This window comes from Actinoallomurus sp. CA-150999 (assembly GCF_050942425.1).
GTDB lineage: Bacteria > Actinomycetota > Actinomycetes > Streptosporangiales > Streptosporangiaceae > Actinoallomurus.
Genome location: NZ_CP192063.1, coordinates 11,388,165 through 11,410,262, shown reverse-complemented (window position 1 = coordinate 11,410,262; position 22,098 = coordinate 11,388,165). Strand labels below are relative to the sequence as shown.

Sequence of the window (22,098 nt, the reverse complement as noted above, 5' to 3'; positions counted from 1 at the left end):
AGGTAAGGCAGGACTGACTTGCCTCACCGTCGTTCCTCTGGCGTCTGACGCACCGCGTAGCGAAGCACCGTGGTCTCGCCCTCCGCGTGGGAAGAGACCGCCTCGAGCTTGATCGGAGCGCCACCGGCGCTCTCAAAGAGGCGAACGCCCTCGCCGACGAGGACCGGAGCGATATGCACGATGATCTCATTCAGGAGCCCGGCCGCGAGACACTGCCGGGCGACGTTGGCGCCAAGGATGACTACGTTCGCACCATCGGCGGCCTTCTTGGCAAGCGTCACCGCCTGCTCGATGCCCATATCGAGGAACTGGCCGGTCACACCCTTCACGACAGGAGGTTGCGCCGGCGGATCGTGGCGCAGTACAAAGAACGGCCCGCGAAAGGCGCCTCCGTAGAAACCCGGTTGCAGGCGATCCTCGACATCCTGCGTACGCCGGCCGACCAGCAACGCTCCCGTCGATCGGACAACCTCGTCGGCGGTCTGGCCTGGCCCACCATCGACGCCAAATGCCCATCCCATGTCATCGTCCGGTCCCGCGATGAAGCCGTCCAGGCTCAACATCGTGTGCCAGAGCACCTTCCCCATCCTTACTCACCTTCCTTAACCCATGTACAGCCTTGTTGACCGGGATCGTCCCTGAAACTCATCGGCGGCGTGATCACAGGTGGACATAGACAGGGCGAACGTTGCCTGATGACGCGAACTGCTCCTTGGCGGCCGCCGTGCCGAGATCGACGGAATCAGCCAGCGGATGCTGACCCTGACCCTGCGCGCACTGGTCCGCGACGGCCTGGTCGGCCGCACCGCTTACCCGACCGTGCCGCCACGCGTCGACTACGAACTCACCGACCTGGGGTGCACGCTGCTCACCCCGATCGCCGCGCTCCACGAATGGGCTGTGGCGCACCGTGACGACATCCGCCACGCGCGCGCCCGCCACGACCACGCGACCGGCGACCCGGGGCCCGAATCCCTGGCGGCGCGCACTTGATCAAGGCATTCCGCCTACAGGGCCAGCGGGTTCGCGAGCCTTTCGAGCTGGTCGACCATCGCCGGTAGATCCGCGGCGAACGGATGGACGAGTACATGGTCGGCGCCGGCGTCCAGGTGGGCGCGGAGCCGCTGGGCGATCGCCGTCTCGTCGCCCCAGGCGAGGATCGCGTCGATGAGCCGGTCACTCCGGTCACCCGCAAGATCCTCGTCGCCGTACCCCAGTCGCCGGTAGTGCCGCGTGTAGGGGGAGTCGACGCCACGCCGGGCGGTCCCGAACATGGCGCGCAACCGGCCACGTGCGGACGCCGGGTCGGTGTCGAGGACGACCGCCTGATGCGGGATCAGCAGTTGGCCGGAGCCCAGGGCCGCCCGTGCGTTCGCCGTGTGCTCGACCGGCTGGAGGAACGGGTGCACGCCGTCCGCGCGCTCGGCGGCCAGCCGATGCGCCTTCGGGCCGAGGGCGGCGAGGATGCGCGGGTATCGGACGTCGGGTAGCAGCCGCTCGGCGGCCGCGTCCATCGCGTCGAGGTATTCACCGAGCCGAGCGAGTGGCCGGTCGCCGCTCTGGCCGCCGAGGCCGAGGATGAACCGGCCGGGGTACGCCTCCGCCAGAGTGGCCGCGCCCGTGTGCATGGCGACCGGGTCGCGCATCCCGATGTTGGCGATCCCCGTGCCGACGACGATCCGTTCCGTGGCGGCCAGCATCAGCCCGTGCTGGACGAGTGCGTCACGGCTCACACCCGGGGAGGTCGCCGGCGGCTCACCGCTCCACAGCGAGCCGTACCCGAGGCGCTCGATCCGGGCGAACTCCCGCCGCTGCACCGCGACGGGGGTCACGAGCAGTGTCTGCGGCGGGATCCACACGCCGAACCGGCCGAGCCGTCGCCGAGTCTCCTCCACGGTCATGACCGCCCCCCTTGGGATTAAGCGGAGGTAACCTCCGATTGTGGTTTCGGGTCACGATACGGAGGCCACCTCCGATCGGCAACCCCGCTGGAGACGGTCTCGGGCTCATTCTGGAGCGGTACGGACGCGGCATCGATCCACGCCTCTGCGCGGCCTTCCCGGCCGACGTCCTTTCGGTGGCTGAATCAGGTCGCCGGGGTCGATGCCGGCCCCGCACAGGACGACGACGATCCGCTCGCCATCTTGTGCGGGTCGGTACTCAGTCCCGCCACTGCTCCGCGGGGGACTTGCCGGGGAGCGGCCTGCCGATGAGGGCGAGGGGGACGAAGAAACCGACCTGGCCGATCGCGATGGCAAGCGTGGCGAGAGCCTTGTCGTCGTAGTGCTCGGACGCCAGGGCATAGAGCTCGTCAGAGACGCGCTCGCCGCGCGGGTTCGGGGTGTACACGGCCTCGACCAGCGCCAGTGCGACACGCTCGGCCTCGGTGAAGTACGGCGCGTCCTTCCAGGTCGCCACGGCGGTAATGCGCTCTTCGGACTCCCCGGCCTTACGCAGGCTGCCGGTGTGCAGGACGGTCAGGTAGGTGTTGCCCACGATCTGGCCGGCGCGCAGTTGCATCAGGCTGATGGTGGTCTGCGGGACCGTACCGTTCCCGGTGGCCTTGAACAGGGCGCCGGTGACCGGCCCGAACTCGGGGACGAGCTTGACGGGGTTGGGCAGCCGCGACTCGGTCGTCATGACGGGTTCCTTCCTCGATCTTCGATGGGTTCCGCCGCTATGACGGATCCCGGAGGATGGATGTGACGGGTCGGCTAACTCGCGTCAGTCGGCGTGGTGCACCAGCGGCGAGTCGTTGTCGATCCGGCCTGCCTTGGCCGTATTCCATTCGACACCGCATTCGAGTTGCGGGAGGCTGCGGGCGATGACGCGACGCACCGACACGCCTCCCGCCTGGGACGAGCGCACGCAGCTGACCACTTTCCTCGACTATGCGCGTGACACGGCACGTGCGAAGTGCGAGGGACTGTCTGCGGAGGACGCCCGCAAGGCCCCGCTTCCGAACTCACCGCTGATGACGATGTGCGGCCTGATCGGCCATCTCCGCTGGGTCGAGTACCACTGGTTCCAGGTGATGTTCCTGGGCGAGGAGCCCGAGGGCCCCCTCACAGAGGCCACCGACGAGGACCCCGACCCCGAGATGCGGCAGGCGCAGGACATCCCGCTGCCCCGCCTCCTTGCCGAGTACGAGGAGCAGAGCGCCCGCTACCGCCGCCTGCTGTCCGACCACGACCTGGATTCCAAGGCGAGCCGGCCGTTCCGGGACGGCAGCCACGCGGACCTCCGGTGGATCGTTCTCCACCTCATCGAGGAGATCTCCCGCCACAACGGCCACCTCGACATCGTGCGCGAACTCGTCGACGGGCGCACCGGCGTCTAATCCGGTCCCATTCCAGAGACCACGCCGTCATCTCCGACCGAGAGACCGTCAGGCTCGGACGGCGATGACGGCGACCTCGACGCATTGACCGCCATTGGCGCCAGACCTGCTCGACTTCCGCCAGTCGCGGATCGGCATGGACATCACTCTGCCGATCATGGTCGGGTGGTGACGACGGCGACTTCGATGCACTCGCCACCGTTGGCGCCAGAGTGGCTCGACTTACGCCAATCGCTCGTGATCGGCATGAGTGTCGCTCCGCCGATCATGGCTGGGTGGTGACGACGGCGACCTCAACGCACGTCCCACCGTTTGCGCCGGAGCGGTGCGACTTACGCCACTCAACGTTCTGCTGGTTCACAGCTCCTCCTGAACCTGCCGGATTAGATCCAAGGACGCGGATACCGGCAACGCTACGACGCGCAGGGCCTCGTAGGTTTCGGACATCGTCTTAACCAGTTCTGGCTTCTCGTGGAGGTGATTGCTTGCTGGATCTTCACTGTAAGCCAGGTCTGAGGAGTCGTTGAAGCTAAGAATTAAGAAGCTTGAGGTTAGGCCCGCGTGCGCCCCGGTTGTGTGAGGGATCAGCTGTATGTTGATTCTCGGCCGGTTCGCCAGTTCGGCCAGTCTGTCGAGTTGGGCGTGCTGTGTTTCTTTGCCGCCGATTGCGCGGCGGATGACCGACTCGTCGATGATCGCCCACAGCATGGGTGGCTTATCGCGATTGAGGATCTCCTGGCGTTCGATCCGCGCGGTGACCAGATCGTCGATGACTTCGGGTCGGGCGGCCGGTAGGCCCGCCGTGAGCAGGGCGCGGGCGTACTCCGGGGTCTGGAAGATGCCCGGGACTACGACGACATCCCACATATGGATGCCTGAGGCCTGACGCTCCGCTTCGACGTAGTGAGCGAACGACTGGACCGGGTGGGTCTCGTGTTTGAGGAGGCCGTGGAGGACCATGAGGGTTCCGCCGGTCTTGAGGGCCTGGTCGCAGCGTTCGACGAAGTCGCGGCGGGGGACCTTCTGGGCGGTCTCGACGTTGCTGATCATCCCCTCCGAGTAGTTGATCAGCTTGGCGAGGTGGCCCTGGGTCATGTTGCCGGCGGCGAGCCGGTAGCGGCGTAGTTCGGAACCGAGCGCGATCAGCGTTGGACTGCGCATCTATGTCCCTTTCTGTACTGCTTTCCGGGGGGTTCACGGAGCCTCGCTTCAGTGCATCCCGAATTCGCGAAGTGAAATGCATTCCGTGCTGGGTATCGATGCCAACACCAAGCGTAGTTATCTGTGGTCAGGATGGTGACGAATCGACGGAATCAGAGATCGCGAGGGGCGGTGCGGGTCATGCGCCGGGTAGAAGAACGTCGTACCGCATGGGAGCGCGGGGAGATTAGGGGAGTGCTGCTGGGGGAGATACGACTCCCGATAAGACCCGAATCGGCGACGCCCGCCCGCCGTTTTCTCACGGCGGTCTCTCTCGCGTGGGGGATCCCCGACGCCGTCGACACGGCCGAACTGCTCGGCTGCGAGCTCGTCACCAACGCGGTCCGCTACGCCGCCGCGATGCCGGGGTCGACGCTGCGGCTCCTGCTGATCCGGGACGGCGACCGGTTGCGCGTCGAGGTCCACGATCCGTCCACCGAGCCTCCGGCCGCCAAGGACCCGGCGCTCGACGCCACGAGCGGACGCGGCCTCCTCATCGTCGGCGCGCTGTCCTCCGACGCCGGCTGGCACCCCACCGCACACGGAAAGGCGGTCTGGTTCGAGCTGCTACCCAAGTGGCCCTGATCGTGTGACACAGGAGTTCGGGTCGCCGGGACGATATCTGGCGTACGGCTTCAACGCCCCGGAGTACAACGACCGGCGCTGATGCGCGGTCGCGGCCCGACCGCGTCCAGCACGCCCTTGATCTCCTCGCTCACGCCTCCAGACTTGCCGATTTAGCAAGTTTTCGTGCCATCGGCGGCGGCTCCAGGTGAGGGTGGTCGCCGTACCCGACGACCGGCACGAGGGAGAAATCACCAATGGGCCCGGACTCCACCGGCACGACGCAGGGCGCCGACGCCGCCCGCTTCTGGGACGAGCACTACCGCGCTCCCCGCCCTACCGAGACCGGCCGGCCGAACCCCCTGCTCGCCGAGATCGCAGGAAGCCTCACCCCGGGCACCGCCCTGGACCTGGGCTGCGGGGCCGGCGGTGACGCGCTCTGGCTGGCCGATCGCGGGTGGCGGGTCACCGCGGTCGATATCTCCGCCAACGCCGTACGTCGCCTCGCCGAGAACGCCCAGGCGCGCGGCCTGCACGCGTTGATGTCGGTGGAATGCGTCGACCTGGCCAAGGACTTCCCCGAGGGCGGCTTCGACCTGGTGTCCGCCCAGTACTTCCAGACAATGTTCGCGTTGCCGCGGAGCCGGGTTCTGTGCACCGCCGCGCACGCGCTGCGCCCCGGCGGGCGGCTCGTGGTCGTCGACCACGGCTCCACGGCACCCTGGTCCTGGAACCAGGACCCGGGGATCCACTACCCCACACCGGACGAGGTGTCCGCCGAACTGGCCCTCGACCCGGTCCAGTGGCAGGTCGAGCGCGCGGACATGCCCCGGCGGCGCGCGACGGGACCGGACGGTCAGACCGCGACCGTCGTCGACCACGTGCTGGTCATCCGCCGTACGGCAGCCTGACCCCCGCCCTGCTCCCCTGATCCGAGAGGACGACCATGCCACCAACACCCCGTTCCGCCGAGCACCGTCGCGACACCGGCCCCCCGAAGACCGGACCGGAAGAGAAAGACGTACTGCTGGGCTTCCTCGACTACCTGCGCGCCTCGGTGATCGCCAAGGCGCACGGCGTCCCGGAACCCCAGGTCCGTACGCCCGGCGTGGCGTCGGGAACGAACCTGCTCGGCCTCGTCAAGCACCTCACCCACGTCGAACGCCACTGGTTGCTCGCCCAACCGGTCACCGACTGGGAAGCCACCTTCCGCCCGGAACCGGACGAAAGCGCCGACGGCATTCTCCTCGCCTACCGGGAAACCTCGGCCCGCGCGAACGAGGTGATCGCCGCCTGTCCCGACCTCGCCACGGCCGGACCGCGCCCGGGCGGTCGGCCCGGCCCGGCACCGTCCCTGCGCTGGACCCTCACCCACCTGATCGAGGAAGCCGGGCGCCACGCCGGGCACGCCGACATCCTGCGCGAACTCATCGACGGTGCCACCGGACGCTGACCCACCCCAGTTGATCGCTGGTCGGATCCCTGGAATCGATCGTCTAAAGGATCTCGTCGAGATGGTCGGCGTAGTACTCGATGGCCCGGCGGTACGACTGGACCCGGGGGTCGCCGCTGGTCGCGGCCAGGACCTTGAGCAGGCTCCCCACCGCGTCGCGGGAGGAACCGAGGTTGTACGAGGTCATCGCGAGGAAGGCGGTCAGCGCCGCGTCCCCCGGAAACTCCTCCAAGCCTCGGCGGAACGTCGCCGCCGACGGCTCATGGCGACCCAGCACCCGGTACGTACTGCCCAACCCGAGGAACGCCCCGTGCCGGTCCTCGGCCGACAGGCCGGAACCGCTCAGCGCCCGCTCGTAGAAGGGGGCCGCCTCGGCCTCCAACTCGAGTACGTCGTGCGCCCACGCGGTCTGATAGGAGATCTCGGCGTCGTCGGGATACCGCTCCGCCAGGGCCAGCAACCGTACGCGGGCCTGCTCGGCCTGCCCCTCCTCCCGGAGCCGTACGGCCTGCTCCAGCGCGGAATCGCGATCCTCACTCATGCCGACGTACGCTGCCAGTCCTCGTCCTCCCGGGGCAAACCGGCCTCGGCCGGCGTGCATCGTCATGACGGCAGGAAGACCGTGGTCGCCTCGTCGGCGAGTACGGCGGAGTGCGGGGCGTCCGGATCGGTCTGTGCCAGGTGCAGCAGCCCGAGGATGGCCGCGTAGGCGACCCGGGCCCGAGACGCCGCCCGGTCCGGCGGCAGGCCGAGCTCGCGGTAGGTACGAGCCAGGAGCTCCAGCCGGGCCTGATTCACCTGGTGAACCGCGTCCCTGACCCGGGGGTCGTTGCGGTCGCCGAGCAGGCTCAGGTGCACCGATGGCGCCAGCGGCTGGACGGCCTGTACGACAGCGGTGAGCAACTCGCGCAACCGCTGTGCCGGATCGGCGATCGCGGCGAACTCGGCGAGTCCCCCCTCGCCATGACTTCGTACCCACTCCGCGAGTGCCGCGGCGATCAGCTCGTCCCGGTTCCGGTAGTGCGCGTAGAAACTGCCCTTGGTCACGCCGAGCGTCCGCGCCAACGGTTCGACCGCGACCGCGGCCAGCCCGCCGTCCGCCATCGCCTTCAGTGCGGCCAGCGCCCAGTCCTGGGCGGAAAGCCGGGTCGACCCGTTCACCACGGGCAACAGCGTACGCCGACGTCATTGACGGGTTCACCAGCGAAGGATACGGTAGCGTATTAATACGCTACCGTATTAAGGGGCGGTTGATGGGGCACCCGAAGATTCGCCGAGTGGTCACCGGGCACGACGCCGAGGGCAACGCCCGCGTGGTCGACGACCGTGATGTCGAGCCCATCACTTCCGAGCTGATGCCCGGCTATGCGGCCTACCGGCTGTGGGGCCGGGACGAGCGACCCACGTTCCCGGACGACGGCTCGCCGTGCCGCGCCGAGGCGTGGTACCCGCCCCGAGACGGATCGCGCTTCATGATCAACACGATCCCGCCGGGTGAGCTGGTTCTCCCTGTGGATCTGGATATGGCCGCGGCCCTGGACGAGGTGGAGCGGCAGATGCCGGGCGCGATGGCCGCGATGGAGCCCGACGCCCCGGGGATGCACACCACCGACAGCCTCGACTACGTCCTTGTCGTCTCGGGCGAGGTCGCACTGGAGCTCGACGACGGCGATCAGACCGTGTTGCGGGCCGGCGACGTGGTCATCCAGAACGGCACCCGGCACGCCTGGCGCAACCACGGCACCGAGCCCTGCGTGATCGTCGGCGTCGCCATCGGCGCGGACCGCAGCCGGTCCGCATAGTCGACGTCGGTGATCCGGCCAGGGCGCGTTAGGTGTCCTGCTGGAATCGTTGCAGGTCGTCCAGTTCCAGGGCGGGGCCGCCGAGGGGCGGTGCGGTCGGGTCGGCGCGTAGTCCGGCGAGGAACAGGGTGGCGTGTCGGTGGGTGAGGGCGTGCTGGGTCTCGGCGGGGATCGGTCCGGGCAGCGGCCGTGACAACCGGGTGAGCAGGAGTCCGATATCGCCGAAGGTCACGTCTTTGCGGAGCCTGCCGGTCTTGTGCGCCTCCGCCAGCAGCTCCTCGACGAGCCGTGCCGAGGTGGCGCGGGCGGCCTTGAGTCGCGGTTCGTTCAGATCGAGCACGGTCAGGAGCGTCGGGATCACCGCTGAGGTCCGCAGGTCCAACACGGCGTGCACGTAGGCGGCCAGCGCGTCGAGCGGGTCTGAGTTGTCCTGGCGGGCCCGCTCCGCGGCCTCGATCGTCCCGTTCAGTGCCGTGAGGACGACGGTGTGCATGAGCGTGTCGCGATCGGTGAAGCGCCGGTACAGCGTGGCGATCCCGACCTCGGCGCGTCGGGCGATCTCCTCAAGCGACGCGCTCGGGCCCTGCTCGACGAACACATCTCGGGCCACCTCGAGCAATCGTTCGTAGTTGCGGCGCGCGTCGGCTCGCATCCGCCCCTCCCTCTCCCGAGCGTGCTCCGACTCTAGCACTAGACGGAGGGAAATCCTTCGTTTATTGTTCCGGAGGACACCCCTTCGTTTAAGGGAGAGTGAGATGACCGGTGTGCAGGCGACCGGTGGGACCGGACTGCGCGGGCCAGGCAGGCCGGAGCGGCGCTGGTTCGCGCTCGGCGTGATCGCCGCCGCACAGTTGATGACCGCGCTGGACGCGACGATCGTGAACATCGCGCTGCCCTCGGCCCAGCGCGCCTTGGGGTTCAGTGACGCTCAGCGGCAGTGGGTGGTGACCGCCTACACGGTGTGTTTCGCCGGCCTGCTGCTGTTCGGCGGGCGGGTGGCCGACACCATCGGCAGGCGCCGAGCCTTCCAGATCGGTCTGGCCGGGTTCGGGCTCGCCTCACTGGCGGCCGGGCTGGCGCCCACACTGCTCGTCCTCGCCGTGGGACGTGCCCTGCAAGGGGCGTTCGCCGCGCTGATCGCGCCGACCGTGCTGTCGTTGCTCGCGGTCACGTTCACCGAACAGCGGGAGCGGACCCGGGCGTTCGCGATCTACGGAGCGGTCGCCAGCAGCGGGGCGGCAACAGGGCTGCTGCTCGGCGGCGTCATCACCGATTACCTGGATTGGCGGTGGTGCCTGTTCGTCAACGTCGCCATCGCCGGCGCCGTGCTGGCCGCCGGCCGCGTCGTACTCCCCGCTCCACCCCGATCCGGATCCGCGGGTCTCGACGCGAGCTCTGCCGTCCTGGTCACCGGCGGACTCGCGGCCGTGGTGTTCGGATGCGGCCAGGCCGCCGTGCACGGCTGGACGCAGCCGCTCGTGCTCGGCGCAGTGATCGGCGGGGTGGCCATGGTGGGCGTGTTCGGGCTGCGGCAGTCTCGGATCACCGACCCGTTGCTCCCGCTACGCATCCTCGCCGATCGCGGCCGCGCCGGTGCCTACCTCGGCACCGCCACGGCGGTCGTCGGAGCGTTCGGGATGTTCCTGACGCTGACCTACCACCTCCAGGTGGTGCTGCACTATTCACCGGTACGCGCCGGGCTGGGCGTGCTGCCGATGACGCTGGCGAACGCGCTCAGCGGCTACCAACTGGGCAACCGACTGATGCCGCACCTCCCGTCGCGGATCCTGATCGCAGGTGGGCTGCTGGTCGCCGCCGCCGGACTGGGCCTCATGACCCGACTGACACCGCACAGCGGATATCTCGCGATCATCCTGCCGGCCGAAGTGCTCATCGGCGTGGGCATGGGCGCGCTGTTCCCACCGGCGTTCCAGCTCGCGATCCGCGGCGTCACCCAACGCGACGCGGGCGTGGCGTCGGCCGTGATCAACGCCGCCACCCAGGTCGGCGGCTCCATCGGCACGGCCATCCTGAACACCCTCGCGGTCGGCGCCACCACCACCTACCTCGCCACCCACACTCCCACCGCGACCCGATACGAGACGGCCCTCGTCCACGGGTACGCGACGGCGACCACCTGGGCCACCGGTCTCCTCGCCGTCATGGCCGTGCTCGTGTACCTCCTCATCCCCGCACCACGACCCGCCCAGCGCGGGCGGACGAACCCGCACTAAGGAGAGAAGTCGATGTCCATCCAGCTCGACCACACCATCGTCCGGGCCCGTGACAAGTACGCCTCCGCCCGTTTCCTCGCCGCCATCCTCGACCTGCCCGTCGGCGAAGAGTTCGGCCCGTTCGTGCCACTGCACCTCGCCAACGGAGTGACCCTCGACTACATGACCGTCGACCAACCCCAGCCCCAGCACTACGCCTTCCTCGTCGACGAAGACGAATTCGACGCCGCCTTCGCCCGGATCCGAGACCAGGGCCTCGCCTATTACGCCGAGCCCGGCGGCGGCCGACCCGGCCACATCAACCACCGTTGGGGCGGCCGCGGCGTCTACTTCGACGACCCCGACCACCACGCGATGGAACTCCTCACCCGCGCCCCATGACCCAGCCCCACCGCTCCAACTAAGCGAAGATTGACGCGATTCGCCATCTGGTCATATGGTCCGCGGGTGAGCGCCCCCACCGAACGACTCCGGGATCCCCGGCAGCGAGCCGAACGAGCCGCGAGGATCCTCGACGCGGCGGCCGACCTGCTGCTGCGCCACGGCTACCGGCGGGTGACCATCGACGACGTGGCCGCCGGGGCCGGCATCGGCAAGGGCACCGTCTACCTGCACTGGAAAGCGCGCGAGCAACTGTTCAGCGCGGTGTTCGCGCGCGAGGTGCTCTACGCGGTGGACGAGCTGTGCCAGGCCCTGCGGCAGGATCCCCGGACGTGCCTGCTGCACCGCTTCGCCCGCACGTACTTCCTGGCCATCGCGAACCGGCCGCTGCTGCGCCGCTTCCTGCTGGGTGACCCCGAGCTGCTCGGCAGGCTGACCAGCGCACCCGACACCACCCGCGACGAGCGGCACAGCAGCGCGATGCACGGATACTTCCGGCTGCTCGCCCGGGACGGCCTGCTGCGCGACGACATGAGCGTCGAGGAGGCCGGCTTCGCCTATCAGGCGACCTTCGAGGGCTTCCTGCGGGCCGAAGGCGTTCCGTCCGTGGACGATCCCGAGCAGCGGGCCGACCTCCTCGCGCGAACCGTCCAGCGCGCATTCGAGAGCGAGTCACCGGCCGCCGACGCCGCCGTGAGGGACCTGGCCGACGCGACCATCGCGCTTCTGGGCGAACTGATCGACGTCGACCGTGCCGAGTTCGGCATCCCCGCGGCCTGACGGCGGAGGCAAGCCGGGCCCCAGACGCAGGACGGGCATCCGGCTTATCGATCATGGAGTCGTGAAACTTCGTGATGATCAAACCGGGGGGCGGGCGGCCATGCGGATGAGGGCGGTCACCAGGGATACGGCGCGACGCCAGGGCGTCGCTGCGTTGGCGGCGGCCGGGGTGGTGACGGCCGGGGTCGCGGTCGCGATCGTCGGAACCGGATCGGATCAGGCTGCTGCGGCCCGCTCGGCCGTGGGCGACGCGCAACGTCACTCGGAACGGGTCCTGTTCGACGGCGGGCGCGAGGCGGTCGGCGGGGTCAAGTACCACTCGTTCCGCATCCCGGCGCTGGTGCGCACCAAGAAGAACACGGTCCTCGCCTTCGCCGAGGGCAGGGTGAAGGGCAGCGCCGACTACGGCGACATCGACCTCGTCTACAAACGTTCCACCGACAGCGGCGCCTCCTGGTCCTCGCTGCGGCGGGTCATCGGGTCGGGCGCCGGCACATGGGGGAACCCCACTCCCGTGGCGGACCTGCGCAGCGGCACGATCTGGCTCTTCATGTCGTGGAATCCGGCCCACTACAGCGAGACCGGCGGGCACGGCACGACGAAGATCACGCAGTGGGGGCAGCGGAAGGTCTACCTGTCGAGCAGCCGCGACGACGGCCTCACCTGGAGCAAGCCCGTCGACCTGACAGCCAGGCTCAAGCCGAAGAAGCTCGCCAACGGCAAGACGTGGGCGTGGGACGCCATCGGCCCGGGGACCGGTATCCAGACGACCGTGAGCCACCCCGGGCGGCTGATCGTCTCGGCGCAGTTCCGCGACATCTACAGCGACGACCACGGCAAGACCTGGAAGGTGCGGCGCATCGTCGACAAGTCCACCAAGGCGTACCAGGAGCGGACGGGCGAGTCCACGATCGCCGAGCTCGCCGACGGCACGCTGTACCGCAACGACCGGCCACTCAAGAAGTACTGGGTCACCGCGAAGCGCCGGCTGGTGGCCCGCGGGACCATCGAGGGCGGTTTCACGGCGTTCGCCCCGGACAAGGCCCTGCTGGAGCCGACGAACGGCTGTGGTGCGTCCACGTTGCGGTACAACGTCGGCAAACCGTCCCGGCTGGTGTTCCTGAACTCGGCCAGCACGAAGACGCGGACGAGGATGACGGTGCGCATCAGCTACGACGCCGGCCGATCCTGGCCGATCGCCCGTGCCTTCGGTGACGCGCCGCTGCCCGGCCAGAGCAGCTCCTATCAGGAAGGGGGCTACTCCAGCATGGCGACGCTCGCGAACAACCGTGTCGGCGCTCTGGTCGAGGTCAACGAGAACGTGAACAGCACCTCATCACACCGCTCGATCGCGTTCCGCACGGTCAACCTGAGCTGGATCCTGGGCGGTAAGCGCGAACCGTCGTCCTGATGGGCGACCGCTGGCACCTGAGCCCGCGTCGGGGGCCTGAAACGGCTCTATCGGTGATCGCTTCCGTTCATTAGAATCCGCGCTACACAGGGGTCCTGGGAGGCGATCATGAGTCAGTCCCCCGACGCGCCGGAACCGAGCGAAGAACCCACTCCCGATTCTTCCGACCGGCCGGCACCCGGATCGCCGCCTGCGCTCGGGGCGCAGCATCCCCCCGCCGGACCCCAGCAGTCCGCCGGTCCACCGCAGCCGCCTCCCGGATCCCAGCCGCTTCCGCCTGGTCCGCCGCATCCGCCCGCCGGACCCCAGCAGCTCCCGGCCGGTCCGCCGCAGTCGCCCGGCGGACCGTACGCCGGTCCGCCGGGTCCGTCGCCGTGGTCGTACGGGCCGGGGCCGTGGGGTGCCCCGCCAGGACCGTGGCCCGCCCCACCGGAGCCCCCCGGACCGCCGGCCATGCCGCGGCACGGCGGGCCTTCCACCGGTCCCGTCGAGCGGGATCGCCTCGCCGTCCATCTCATCTGGGAGGGCGCGCTCGCCGTCATCGCCGTCGTGCTCATCGTCGCGACTCTGGCGATGACGCCCCATCAGAATCTGACCGTCGCGTTCGGCCAGGCCGGGTACCTCGGACTGGCGGCCGCCGGGCTCGCGCTCTCGATGCGGACCGCCTCACCCAACCTGGCCGTCGGCCCGATCCTCGGGTTCAGCGGTGCGCTGAGCGCCTCTCTCGTGACCCAGCACGGCTGGGGAAAACCGGTCGCCATGGTCACGGCGGTCCTGCTCGCGACCGTCATCGGGCTCGTACTCGGCCTGCTCGTCGCCGTCATGTCGGTGCCGGCGTGGGCGGCGACGTTCGGCGCGGCGACCGTCATGCAGGCGGCGACCATCGGGTTGACCCACGGCGAGATGATCCCGCTGCGCCTGGGGAACGGAAGCTACCCCACCGCCCTGTGGTTCGCGCTCTTCGCCCTGGTGTCGGTCGGTGGTGGCGCGCTGTGGCTGACCCCAGCCGTACGCACGCGGCTCAGCGCCGGCCGGGGCCCCGGCGACCCGGGCCGATGGAACGGCATGCAGTCCGGCCTGGGAGCCATCGCCGGGCTCACCGGATCGAGCTTCCTCGCCGGGCTGGGCGGTGTCGCCCTGCTCATGCGCGTTCAGGCGGCCGACGCCACGAGCGGCGCGAACCTCACCGTGTCGGCGTTCGCCGCCGTGCTGCTCGGCGGCACGAGCGTGTTCGGGCGGCGGGCCGGCGTCTTCGGCACGCTTCTCGGCGTCACGGTCGTCGCGGTCATCGGAACCCTCATCGTTTACAACGACGTCTCGTTCTGGGTGTCGGGCCTGGTCACCGGACTGATCGTCCTGGCCGGTCTCGGCGTCAACCGGGGTCTGGAGAGCATCACCGGCGCCCTGAACAGACCACGTCCCACGCCGCCGACCGCTCCGCCGCCGATGGGCGCTCCGGTGGCCTGAGCGCGCCGGCGCGGTCAGGCGGAGCCGGCGACGATGAGGCCGGACTCGTACGCGGCGATGACGGCCTGGACGCGGTCGCGCAGGCCCAGTTTGCTGAGCACGTTGCTCACGTGGGTCTTGACCGTATGCTCGCTGAGGACCATGGCGGTGGCGATCTCGGAGTTCGACAGGCCCCGGCCGAGCAGGACGAGCGTCTCCTTCTCCCGGCTCGTCAGCGCGTCGAGGCCGGTCGCGGGGGAGACGTCCGAGCGGGGCCGGCGCGCGACCAGGTCGGAGATCAACCGGCGGGTCACCGTGGGCGCCAGCAGAGACTCGCCCGCCGCGACGACGCGTACGGCGTGGACGAGGTCGTCCCGGCGCACGTCCTTGAGCAGGAACCCGCTCGCGCCCGCGTACAGCGCGTCGTACACGTAGTCGTCCTGGTCGAACGTCGTCAGCATCAGCACCCGGCTGGAGGTACGGGCGCAGATCAGCCGCGCCGCCTCGATGCCGTCCAGGTGCGGCATCCGGATGTCGAGCAGCACCACGTCCGGCGCGTGTTCGGTCGCCGCGGCGACCGCCTCGGCACCGTCCGACGCCTCGGCCACCACCGTGAAGTCGGGCTGGGAGTCCAGGATCATCGCGAAGCCGCTGCGCACGAGTTCCTGGTCGTCGGCGATGACGACGCCGATGGTCACGGGACCACCACCGGCAGGGTCGCGGTGACGGTGAAGCCGTCCGCGTCGCCGTGCGCGGAGGCGGTGCCGCCGCACGCTGCGGCGCGCTCGCGGATGCCGATGAGCCCGTTGCCGGTGCCGCCGAGCGTGCCAGAGCCGCCGACCGTGCCGGTGCCGCCGAGCGTCCCGGAGCCAGCGAGCGTGCCAGAGCCGCCGAGCGTGCCAGAGTTGCCGAGCGTGGCGGTGCCGCCGAGCGTGCCAGAGTTGCCGAGCGTGGCGGTGCCGCCGAGCGTGCCAGAGTTGCCGAGCGTGGCGGTGCCGCCGACCGTGCCAGAGTTGCCGAGCGTGCCGGTGCCGCCGACCGTGCCAGAGTTGCCGAGCGTGCCGGAGCCGCCGACCGTGCCGGAGGCGGCGAGCGCGCCGGAGCCGGTTCCGTCGTCGCGAACAGTGATCACGAGTGACTCTCCCCAGTCGAGGGTGACCGCGACCTTGGTGGCGGCCGCGTGCTTGAGCGTGTTGGTGAGGGCCTCCTGCACGATCCGGTAGGCGGCCACCTCGGCGTCGGCCGTCAGCCGGCCCGACCCGGAGACCGAGTACGACGCGGCCAGTCCGGTCTCCTCGACCTGGGCCACGAGCGACGGGATGGCCGCGACGGTCGGCTGCGGCGCCCGTACGCCGGTGTCCTGTTCCTCCTTGAGGATGCCGAGCGTACGGCGGAGCTGCGTCATCGCGTCCCGGCCCGCGGCGGCGATCGCGTCGAACGCCTTCTCCGCCCGGTCCGGCATCGTGCGGACCGCCACCGGCCCCGCCTCGGCCTGCACGACCATCACGCTGACGGCGTGGGCGAGGACGTCGTGCATGTCCCGGGCGATCCGGGCCCGTTCGGTCGTCACCGCCCGTACGGCCTCCGCCTCCTTGTCGCGTTCCAACTGCCCGGCTCGGTAGGCGAGGTCCTGCAGGCGCTGCTCCCGGCGTTGTGCGAGCGTGCCCAGGACGAGCGCGCCGATCCCGGTGAGGAGGCCGATCGCCGCCGTCGTCGGGCTCTTCACGGTGCTCACGCCCATCACGATGAGCAGAGCCAAGACGATGTACCGCTGCCAGCGCCGGCCGACCCACGCGATCGAGTAGGTCGCGACCAGGATGCCCCAGCTGGTCGGTTGCGACGGCACCCGGTCCACCGTGTTGTACGCCATCACCGAGGCGGCGATGGCGAGCAGGCACAGGATGGGGAACCTCCGCCGGAAGAGGAGCGGTAGCGCGGAGCACGCCAGGATCACCCATGCCCAGGGGGAGAAGGGCTTGGCCTCCGGGTCCCGGGGGATCGCCAGCGGGGCGTAGTACACGGCCAGGACGAGCAGGGCGACCGCCGCGTCGGCGGCGTACGCCCGGGCCCCGGCGGGCAGGCGGTCCCACCAGGCCTTCGGGTCGGGCGCGGTCATGCGGTCATCATCTCCGAGGTCCGGTGAAGTCGGGCACGCCCGGCTCGAGCGAGACCCGCTGCCAGTGACGGTGCCGGCGGGCGTCCGGCGCGGCGGCGGTGACGGTCCCGGCGGGTTCGTGGCCGAGCCCCCTCATCACGCGATCGCGTGGGCGGCGCGGCGGGGGCGGCGGAAGGCCATGGGTGCGAGTGCGAGGGCGTACAGGGCGCCGGCCACGGGGATGTAGTCCAGGTTCGTCGCCGCGGCGACCGTACCGGCCAGGACCAGGACCGGGGCCCACCAGGCGGCCGAGCGCGCGACCGCGGCCACGACGGTCAGCCCGAGGAGCCCGACGTAGAACAGGATCGGCACGACCGTGTAGACGACCGGCTGCACGCCGGGGACGTCCTGGATCTGCTGGAACATGTGCTGCTTGTCCGCGGCGTCGCGGGCGAGCAGGCCGACGACGATGTCGATGCCGATCTGCGCGACCGAGGCGGCCAACCCGATGAGGCCGATCGCGGCGAACGAGGTGCTGGTCCGGCCCGGAGCGAGCCGGCGCAGTTCGACGATGACCAGAGCGAACAGCACGAGACCGGCGAGCATCAGCAGGTGGCCGAACGTCCAGCCGGCGCGGCTCTGGCGGTCGATCAGACGGGCCACCCCGTACGCGCCGATCAGCGCGGGCGCGGCGATGAAAGAGACCTTTCCGAGGTTCACGGTGACTCCCGAGTGCGGTGGATCGATGCCGCAATCCTCGGGATCTCCGGTCGTCGGGGGATCGCCGGTGAGAGCCATCTTGCGGCATCCCCCGTACGACCGATCCGTCGTGCGGAGCAGTGCGTCAGAGCCAGTGGTTGTCGTGGCGCAGGTAGAACTCCGCGCGCTCCTCATCGCTCAATCCGCCGAGCCCCGCGGCGAGGCCCTCGAAGTAGCCCTCGCGCGGTGCGCCCGGGGAGAAATGCAGCAGCATCGAGGCCGGTTCCCCGGATTCGTTGCGGAAGGCGTGGATGCCGCCCGCGGGGACGTGGACGTAATCGCCGGGAACCGTGTCGATCCAGCGCTCGCCGTCGTAGATGCGGACCGTTCCACTAAGGATGTAGAACGACTCGGAGATCGACCGGTGGAAGTGCGCGCTCGGGCCACTGGGCTTCGGCCCGAACTCCCAGCGGTACATGCCGAACAGCCCGTCTGTCGAAGCGCTGGTCGCCAGATAGTGCACGGTGTTGCCGGACGGATAGGTCACCTCGGGCTCGTGGTCGGCCGGCCGGTAAGTGGCGCTGACCTCGCCGTGCTCGCCCTCGTAGCGCGCCGGTGGATAACTCACATCGTCTCCTTCGTGTTCGAGCCGAACATCGCACTGTGTGTTCGGTGAGTAGCGCATATGTAATAGCGAAGGATGCCACTCAATCGCCGTTTCGACCGGTATATGATCATCGGGCTTACCGACGCCACCAGAACGGAGTCCAGTGCGCATCACCCCCATTCTTCACAAGGCCGGTATCGCTGCCGCCGCCGTGACGCTCACCGCGCTTTCCGCGACCGCGGCCGGCGCCGCGACGAAGACACCCACCGACCTGATCCTGTCAGGCATGCCGGCGACCATCGCCTACGGGCAGTTCCAGCAGACGGTCCATGGCACGCTGCGGACCCGCGTCCCGGCGGGTCAAACGCCGCAACCGGTTCCAGGCGCCACCGTCCAGGTCCACGAGCTCATGGCGACGAACGTGCCCCTGGGCACCGCCACCACCGACGAGAACGGCGACTTCTCACTCCCGGTCACCCTCCTCGCCCCCGGTGCCGTCGAGGCGAGCTTCGCCGGCGACGACGCGCACTTCGCTTCCTGGGGCGGCGTCAAGGTCGCGCCCGCCGCGCTCCTGCCGACCAGGATCACCCTGCAGGGGCCCGCCTTGGCCGCTCCGCAGGGGCCCATGACCGTGACCGGTCAGGTCACCGTGCAGACGCCCGACGGCACCTGGGCTCCGGCGCCGTACGACACCGTGAACCCCGTCGACGCCGCCGGTGCGCCCTCGCGGGTGGCCTCCGACGCCGACGGCCGGTTCTCCTTCCCCGCGAATGCCTGGCACTCTTCGCTTCCGAGGGCGTGCGTCGACCAGCGCGACGGAACGTTCGTCCGGGACGCGTGCTCCGATCCCCTGGTGACGCCGTACTCCCCGTATCCCGTGCGGATCATCGATTTCAAGGCCGAACAACAGCCGCTGAAGCCCGGCCACTTCTCGTTCGTCGCGGACGTGACGTACGAACCCGACGACGCCGGCACCGCCGCCTACAACGGACCGGTCGTCCTGCAGTACCAGCCGAAGGGTTCGAAAACCTGGATCACGATGGCGACCGGCACCGCCACCGGCTCGCACAGCACGGGATACGAGTCCTACGGCGAGGTCGAGTTCAAGAACCTCTCGGGCTTCCTGCCCGGTGGTAAGGGCGTGCTGGCCGCCGGCGGGAACTGGGAGGTGCGGACGCCCGCACAGGGACGCTACCTCGCCGCCCAGAACTCCGATCAGATGTCGCTTCCCGCCGCTTCCGCCGTGGTCGACGCGTCGACTTACATCACCGGCAGCAAGGTGATCTCTCAGAGCGGCAAGCGTTACCTGACCGGCTACCTCACCGACGACCACGGCGTCGGCCCGCTCCCGAAAATGAAGATCAAGGTCTACTACCGCAAGACGAAGAGCGCTGCCTCGAAGTACCTCGGCTACGTCACCACGGGCTCCGACGGCCGGTTCCGCTACCAACTCACCGGTCATGCTCACGGCTACTACCAGGGCGTCTTCGCAGGTGCCGCGATGCCCGGCGGAGCGGACAAGGTCGGTTATCTCTTGGGTTCCAAGGGCGCACTCGTTCACTACTGATCAGCCACCTCGATCGCCTGCCGACGGAAAATGGCCGCCCCGGTTCGCCGGGCGGCCATTTTCCGTCTGCGGACGGCTGATGCGCTCGACGTGGCCGGGTGCTGTCCGAAGATTCATCCGATGTATGTGTTGACGCGATGTGGATCGCACGTAGAACATGTGCGGGCTGACCAGTAAGGCCAAGGCGCGTTGCCCCTGACCACGCCGAGGAGTCGCTCGATGCATGCGAGAAAGACCAGATGTCTGCTGCCGGTACTACTCTCCCTCGGGTTGGCCGCGGGGATGTCGCCCGCAATGGCCGCGCCACCCGAGGCCCCGATGGCCCCTGTCTCGCCGCCCATGGGCTGGAGCAGTTGGAGCGCTCTGCGTGAAGGCAGCGGCCTGACCCAGAACGGGATCAAGGCCCAGGCGCGGGTCATGCACGACAAGCTGCAGCAGTACGGCTATCGGTACATCAACATCGACGCCGGATGGTCCGACCACCTGGACGCGTACGGGCGCGACGCCTGGGACACCACCCGCTTCCCCGACGGCATCCCCGCGCTCGCCGCGTATCTGCACGGCCTGGGCCTCAAACTCGGCATCTACCTCACGCCGGGCGTTCCGATCGAGGCGTACCAGAAGAACCTGCCGGTCCACGGCACCCCGTACCACATGCAGGACATTGCGGACCCGACGCAGCCCGGCAACACTCACAACGACTCCTACCGCATCGACTTCAGCAAGCCCGGCGCGCAGGAGTACATCCAGGGCTACGCCGACCTGTTCGCCTCCTGGGGCGTCGACTACATCAAGATGGACTTCGTCGGCCCCGGCGGCGGCCTCGTCCCCGCCGACAACCGCCCCGACATGAAGGCATGGCACCAGGCCATCGTCGCCACCGGCCGCCCGATGCACCTGGAGCTGTCCAACTCGCTCAGCATCGCCGACGCCGCCACCTGGCAGGCCACCAGCAACGGCTGGCGCACCGGCGGCGACATCGAGTGCTACTGCGGTGTCAACGGATCCAGCACCCCGCTGACCAGCTGGCAGCGGACGTCGGCCCGGTTCGACCAGGTCGCCGACTGGCAACCGTACGGCGGCCCCGGCGCGTTCAACGACTATGACTCGATCGAGGTCGGCAACGGCGACGATGGCGGGCTCACCCCCGACGAGCGGCAGACCCAGCTGAGCCTGTGGTCGCTGGCCGCCTCCCCGCTGCTCCTCGGCACGGACCTGACCAAGCTCGACGCCGCCGACCTCAAGCTGCTGACGAACCACGACGTGATCGCCGTCGACCAGGACGCCACCAACGCCTCCCGGGTGAGCAAGAGCGCGACCGCGCAGGTCTTCGCCAAAAAGGCCCCGAACGGCGACGTGATCATCGGGCTGTTCAACACCGGGTCCGCCGCGCAGACCGTCTCCGTCGCCCCGGGGACGGCCGGCCTGCCCGCGTCCTCCGCGTACCGCATCCACAACCTGTGGACGCACGAGGTCACCCGATCCTCCGGCGACGCCATCGCCGCCTCCGTCCCCGCCCACGGCGCGGCCCTGCTCCGGGTGCGCCCGTGGGCCACTGGCATGGCGGCGGCCCGCCCGCAGACCGGTCTCACCGTGACCGCCCCCGACACCCTGGCGACCGGTCAGCAGGCCACCGCCACCGTGGACTTCACCAACTGGGGCACCACCGCCGCGACCGATGTCCACGTGACCCTGCCCGCCCCGAACGGCTGGACCGTCACCCCCGCCTCACCCACCTTCTTCGCCTCCGTCGCGCCCGGCGCGACCGTCCGCGCCACCTACCGCGTCACCGCACCGGCGTCCATCGGCGGGCTCTTCCCGACGGCCCGGCTCGACGCCACCGCCCGCTACCTCTGGAACACCCGCGCCCGCGCCCAGGCCGCCGGGCACACGTCCGTCCTGCTCGACGCGCCCGTCAAGGCCCCGTTCCACACCTTCGCCTCCACACCGGAGCCCGCGAACTTCTCGCAGGTCGGCACCGCTCTGGGCATCCGCGCGGCCGGCGCCGACGTCTACGGATCGACGAACCAGTACGGGGCGCTCTACCTCCCCGGCGCGGAACACGACGGCTCCACCACCACGGTGCGCGTCACCTGGCAGCGCTACCAGAACTCCGGGGCCAAGACCGGAATCATGGTGCGCAACGACATCACCGGCGCGAACACCTCGCCCGGCTTCGTGACCGTGGGAGTGAGCGCGAAGAAGGGCTACTTCATGCAGTGGGACGCCGACGGTGACGGCCGGCTCGACTCCGGCACCGCCCCCAACGGCTCCGGCGTCGGCACGCCCGTCCTGCCCAGCTGGATCCGGCTGGTCCGCTCCGGCACCACCTACACCGGCTACTACTCCACCGACGGCACCACCTGGACCCGCCTGAGCACCGCGAACGTCCCTTCCGCCGCGGCCACCCAGGACGTCGGCCTCTTCGGCACCGCCCACAACCCGGGCTACCCGAGCGAGGACGACTTCTCCGGCTTCACCACCAGCGATCACTGACGATCTTCGCGTGATGTCGCGGG

The 22,098-nt window shown here is 69.6% G+C and carries 27 protein-coding genes; 13 read left to right on the top strand and 14 right to left on the bottom strand.

What is annotated here, in order from left to right:
* Window positions 1–23: 23 nt before the first annotated feature.
* Window positions 24–587, bottom strand: a complete 564-nt coding sequence (locus ACQP2O_RS52785) for a dihydrofolate reductase family protein (protein WP_433177960.1) — start codon at window positions 585–587, stop codon at window positions 24–26.
* 166 nt (window positions 588–753) lie between these two features.
* On the opposite strand from ACQP2O_RS52785, the gene ACQP2O_RS52780 reads away from it, so the two are divergent.
* The gene (locus ACQP2O_RS52780; protein ID WP_433177958.1) at window positions 754–993 is read left to right on the top strand and encodes a winged helix-turn-helix transcriptional regulator; all 240 of its coding nucleotides are present in this window, start codon (window positions 754–756) and stop codon (window positions 991–993) included.
* 14 nt (window positions 994–1,007) lie between these two features.
* Here ACQP2O_RS52780 and ACQP2O_RS52775 read toward each other — a convergent pair whose 3' ends face one another.
* Both ACQP2O_RS52775 and ACQP2O_RS52770 read right to left on the bottom strand, forming a co-directional pair.
* Window positions 1,008–1,901, bottom strand: coding sequence for a TIGR03620 family F420-dependent LLM class oxidoreductase (locus ACQP2O_RS52775; protein WP_433177956.1), 894 nt, complete (start codon window positions 1,899–1,901; stop codon window positions 1,008–1,010).
* Between the two features lie 259 nt (window positions 1,902–2,160).
* Window positions 2,161–2,640, bottom strand: coding sequence for a carboxymuconolactone decarboxylase family protein (locus tag ACQP2O_RS52770; protein WP_360891761.1), 480 nt, complete (start codon window positions 2,638–2,640; stop codon window positions 2,161–2,163).
* Between the two features lie 184 nt (window positions 2,641–2,824).
* Between ACQP2O_RS52770 and ACQP2O_RS52765 the strand changes: the two genes are divergently transcribed.
* Complete coding sequence (locus ACQP2O_RS52765) at window positions 2,825–3,340, top strand: DinB family protein (protein ID WP_433177954.1); 516 nt, start codon at window positions 2,825–2,827, stop codon at window positions 3,338–3,340.
* A gap of 48 nt (window positions 3,341–3,388) precedes the next feature.
* Here ACQP2O_RS52765 and ACQP2O_RS52760 read toward each other — a convergent pair whose 3' ends face one another.
* The 4 genes from ACQP2O_RS52760 to ACQP2O_RS52745 are packed head-to-tail and all read right to left on the bottom strand — an operon-like array spanning window position 3,389 to window position 4,501.
* A complete protein-coding gene (locus tag ACQP2O_RS52760; RefSeq protein WP_433191495.1) occupies window positions 3,389–3,478 on the bottom strand; it encodes a DUF397 domain-containing protein in 90 nt (29 codons plus the stop codon).
* Window positions 3,479–3,495: 17 nt separating this feature from the next.
* Complete coding sequence (locus tag ACQP2O_RS52755) at window positions 3,496–3,588, bottom strand: DUF397 domain-containing protein (RefSeq protein ID WP_433177952.1); 93 nt, start codon at window positions 3,586–3,588, stop codon at window positions 3,496–3,498.
* A gap of 17 nt (window positions 3,589–3,605) precedes the next feature.
* Window positions 3,606–3,701, bottom strand: coding sequence for a DUF397 domain-containing protein (locus tag ACQP2O_RS52750; protein WP_433177950.1), 96 nt, complete (start codon window positions 3,699–3,701; stop codon window positions 3,606–3,608).
* Window positions 3,698–4,501 (bottom strand): helix-turn-helix domain-containing protein, encoded by an 804-nt coding sequence (locus tag ACQP2O_RS52745; protein ID WP_433177948.1) that lies wholly within the window; start codon window positions 4,499–4,501, stop codon window positions 3,698–3,700. The genes ACQP2O_RS52750 and ACQP2O_RS52745 overlap by 4 nt, the downstream gene beginning before the upstream one ends.
* A 234-nt stretch (window positions 4,502–4,735) precedes the next feature.
* Here ACQP2O_RS52745 and ACQP2O_RS52740 point away from each other — a divergent pair, with 234 nt between their 5' ends.
* The 3 genes from ACQP2O_RS52740 (at window position 4,736) to ACQP2O_RS52730 (ending at window position 6,557) form a co-directional block, all read left to right on the top strand.
* Window positions 4,736–5,125, top strand: a complete 390-nt coding sequence (locus ACQP2O_RS52740) for an ATP-binding protein (protein ID WP_433177946.1) — start codon at window positions 4,736–4,738, stop codon at window positions 5,123–5,125.
* 236 nt (window positions 5,126–5,361) lie between these two features.
* Window positions 5,362–6,015 carry an SAM-dependent methyltransferase gene (locus tag ACQP2O_RS52735; protein WP_433177944.1) on the top strand — a complete coding sequence of 218 codons (654 nt, stop codon included), beginning with the start codon at window positions 5,362–5,364 and terminating at the stop codon, window positions 6,013–6,015.
* A gap of 35 nt (window positions 6,016–6,050) precedes the next feature.
* Window positions 6,051–6,557: a DinB family protein gene (locus ACQP2O_RS52730; protein ID WP_433177942.1), complete on the top strand. Its 507-nt coding sequence runs from the start codon at window positions 6,051–6,053 to the stop codon at window positions 6,555–6,557.
* A 43-nt stretch (window positions 6,558–6,600) separates the two neighbouring features.
* Here the strand turns inward: ACQP2O_RS52730 and ACQP2O_RS52725 are convergent, their stop codons facing one another.
* Together ACQP2O_RS52725 and ACQP2O_RS52720 are read right to left on the bottom strand one after the other, a co-directional pair.
* Complete coding sequence (locus ACQP2O_RS52725) at window positions 6,601–7,098, bottom strand: tetratricopeptide repeat protein (RefSeq protein ID WP_433177940.1); 498 nt, start codon at window positions 7,096–7,098, stop codon at window positions 6,601–6,603.
* Between the two features lie 62 nt (window positions 7,099–7,160).
* Window positions 7,161–7,721, bottom strand: coding sequence for a TetR/AcrR family transcriptional regulator (locus ACQP2O_RS52720; protein WP_433177938.1), 561 nt, complete (start codon window positions 7,719–7,721; stop codon window positions 7,161–7,163).
* An 89-nt stretch (window positions 7,722–7,810) separates the two neighbouring features.
* Here ACQP2O_RS52720 and ACQP2O_RS52715 point away from each other — a divergent pair, with 89 nt between their 5' ends.
* The gene (locus tag ACQP2O_RS52715) at window positions 7,811–8,359 is read left to right on the top strand and encodes a cupin domain-containing protein (protein ID WP_433177936.1); all 549 of its coding nucleotides are present in this window, start codon (window positions 7,811–7,813) and stop codon (window positions 8,357–8,359) included.
* Between the two features lie 28 nt (window positions 8,360–8,387).
* On the opposite strand, the gene ACQP2O_RS52710 is transcribed toward ACQP2O_RS52715, so the two are convergent.
* Entirely contained in the window at window positions 8,388–9,011 is a 624-nt protein-coding gene (locus ACQP2O_RS52710) for a TetR/AcrR family transcriptional regulator (RefSeq protein WP_433177934.1), read from the bottom strand.
* A gap of 103 nt (window positions 9,012–9,114) precedes the next feature.
* Between ACQP2O_RS52710 and ACQP2O_RS52705 the strand changes: the two genes are divergently transcribed.
* From ACQP2O_RS52705 to ACQP2O_RS52685, 5 genes are all read left to right on the top strand, one after another.
* Window positions 9,115–10,593 (top strand): MFS transporter, encoded by a 1,479-nt coding sequence (locus ACQP2O_RS52705; RefSeq protein ID WP_433177932.1) that lies wholly within the window; start codon window positions 9,115–9,117, stop codon window positions 10,591–10,593.
* Window positions 10,594–10,605: 12 nt separating this feature from the next.
* A complete protein-coding gene (locus ACQP2O_RS52700; protein ID WP_433177931.1) occupies window positions 10,606–10,974 on the top strand; it encodes a VOC family protein in 369 nt (122 codons plus the stop codon).
* Between the two features lie 66 nt (window positions 10,975–11,040).
* Entirely contained in the window at window positions 11,041–11,754 is a 714-nt protein-coding gene (locus ACQP2O_RS52695; protein WP_433177929.1) for a TetR/AcrR family transcriptional regulator, read from the top strand.
* 61 nt (window positions 11,755–11,815) lie between these two features.
* Complete coding sequence (locus ACQP2O_RS52690) at window positions 11,816–13,165, top strand: sialidase family protein (RefSeq protein ID WP_433177928.1); 1,350 nt, start codon at window positions 11,816–11,818, stop codon at window positions 13,163–13,165.
* A 453-nt stretch (window positions 13,166–13,618) separates the two neighbouring features.
* Complete coding sequence (locus ACQP2O_RS52685) at window positions 13,619–14,632, top strand: ABC transporter permease (RefSeq protein WP_433177926.1); 1,014 nt, start codon at window positions 13,619–13,621, stop codon at window positions 14,630–14,632.
* A gap of 14 nt (window positions 14,633–14,646) precedes the next feature.
* Here the strand turns inward: ACQP2O_RS52685 and ACQP2O_RS52680 are convergent, their stop codons facing one another.
* The 4 genes from ACQP2O_RS52680 to ACQP2O_RS52665 all read right to left on the bottom strand — a co-directional run bounded on the left by ACQP2O_RS52680 (window position 14,647) and on the right by ACQP2O_RS52665 (window position 18,033).
* Window positions 14,647–15,309: a response regulator gene (locus ACQP2O_RS52680; RefSeq protein WP_433177924.1), complete on the bottom strand. Its 663-nt coding sequence runs from the start codon at window positions 15,307–15,309 to the stop codon at window positions 14,647–14,649.
* Entirely contained in the window at window positions 15,306–16,727 is a 1,422-nt protein-coding gene (locus ACQP2O_RS52675) for a sensor histidine kinase (protein ID WP_433177923.1), read from the bottom strand. Before ACQP2O_RS52675 ends, ACQP2O_RS52680 begins: the two co-directional genes overlap by 4 nt.
* 135 nt (window positions 16,728–16,862) lie before the next feature.
* Window positions 16,863–17,426, bottom strand: coding sequence for a hypothetical protein (locus ACQP2O_RS52670; protein WP_433177921.1), 564 nt, complete (start codon window positions 17,424–17,426; stop codon window positions 16,863–16,865).
* 124 nt (window positions 17,427–17,550) lie between these two features.
* Window positions 17,551–18,033, bottom strand: a complete 483-nt coding sequence (locus tag ACQP2O_RS52665) for a cupin domain-containing protein (protein WP_433177919.1) — start codon at window positions 18,031–18,033, stop codon at window positions 17,551–17,553.
* A gap of 142 nt (window positions 18,034–18,175) precedes the next feature.
* On the opposite strand from ACQP2O_RS52665, the gene ACQP2O_RS52660 reads away from it, so the two are divergent.
* Together ACQP2O_RS52660 and ACQP2O_RS52655 are read left to right on the top strand one after the other, a co-directional pair.
* A complete protein-coding gene (locus tag ACQP2O_RS52660) occupies window positions 18,176–19,579 on the top strand; it encodes a carboxypeptidase-like regulatory domain-containing protein (protein WP_433177917.1) in 1,404 nt (467 codons plus the stop codon).
* Window positions 19,580–19,798: 219 nt separating this feature from the next.
* Window positions 19,799–22,075: an NEW3 domain-containing protein gene (locus ACQP2O_RS52655; RefSeq protein ID WP_433177915.1), complete on the top strand. Its 2,277-nt coding sequence runs from the start codon at window positions 19,799–19,801 to the stop codon at window positions 22,073–22,075.
* Window positions 22,076–22,098: the final 23 nt, after the last annotated feature.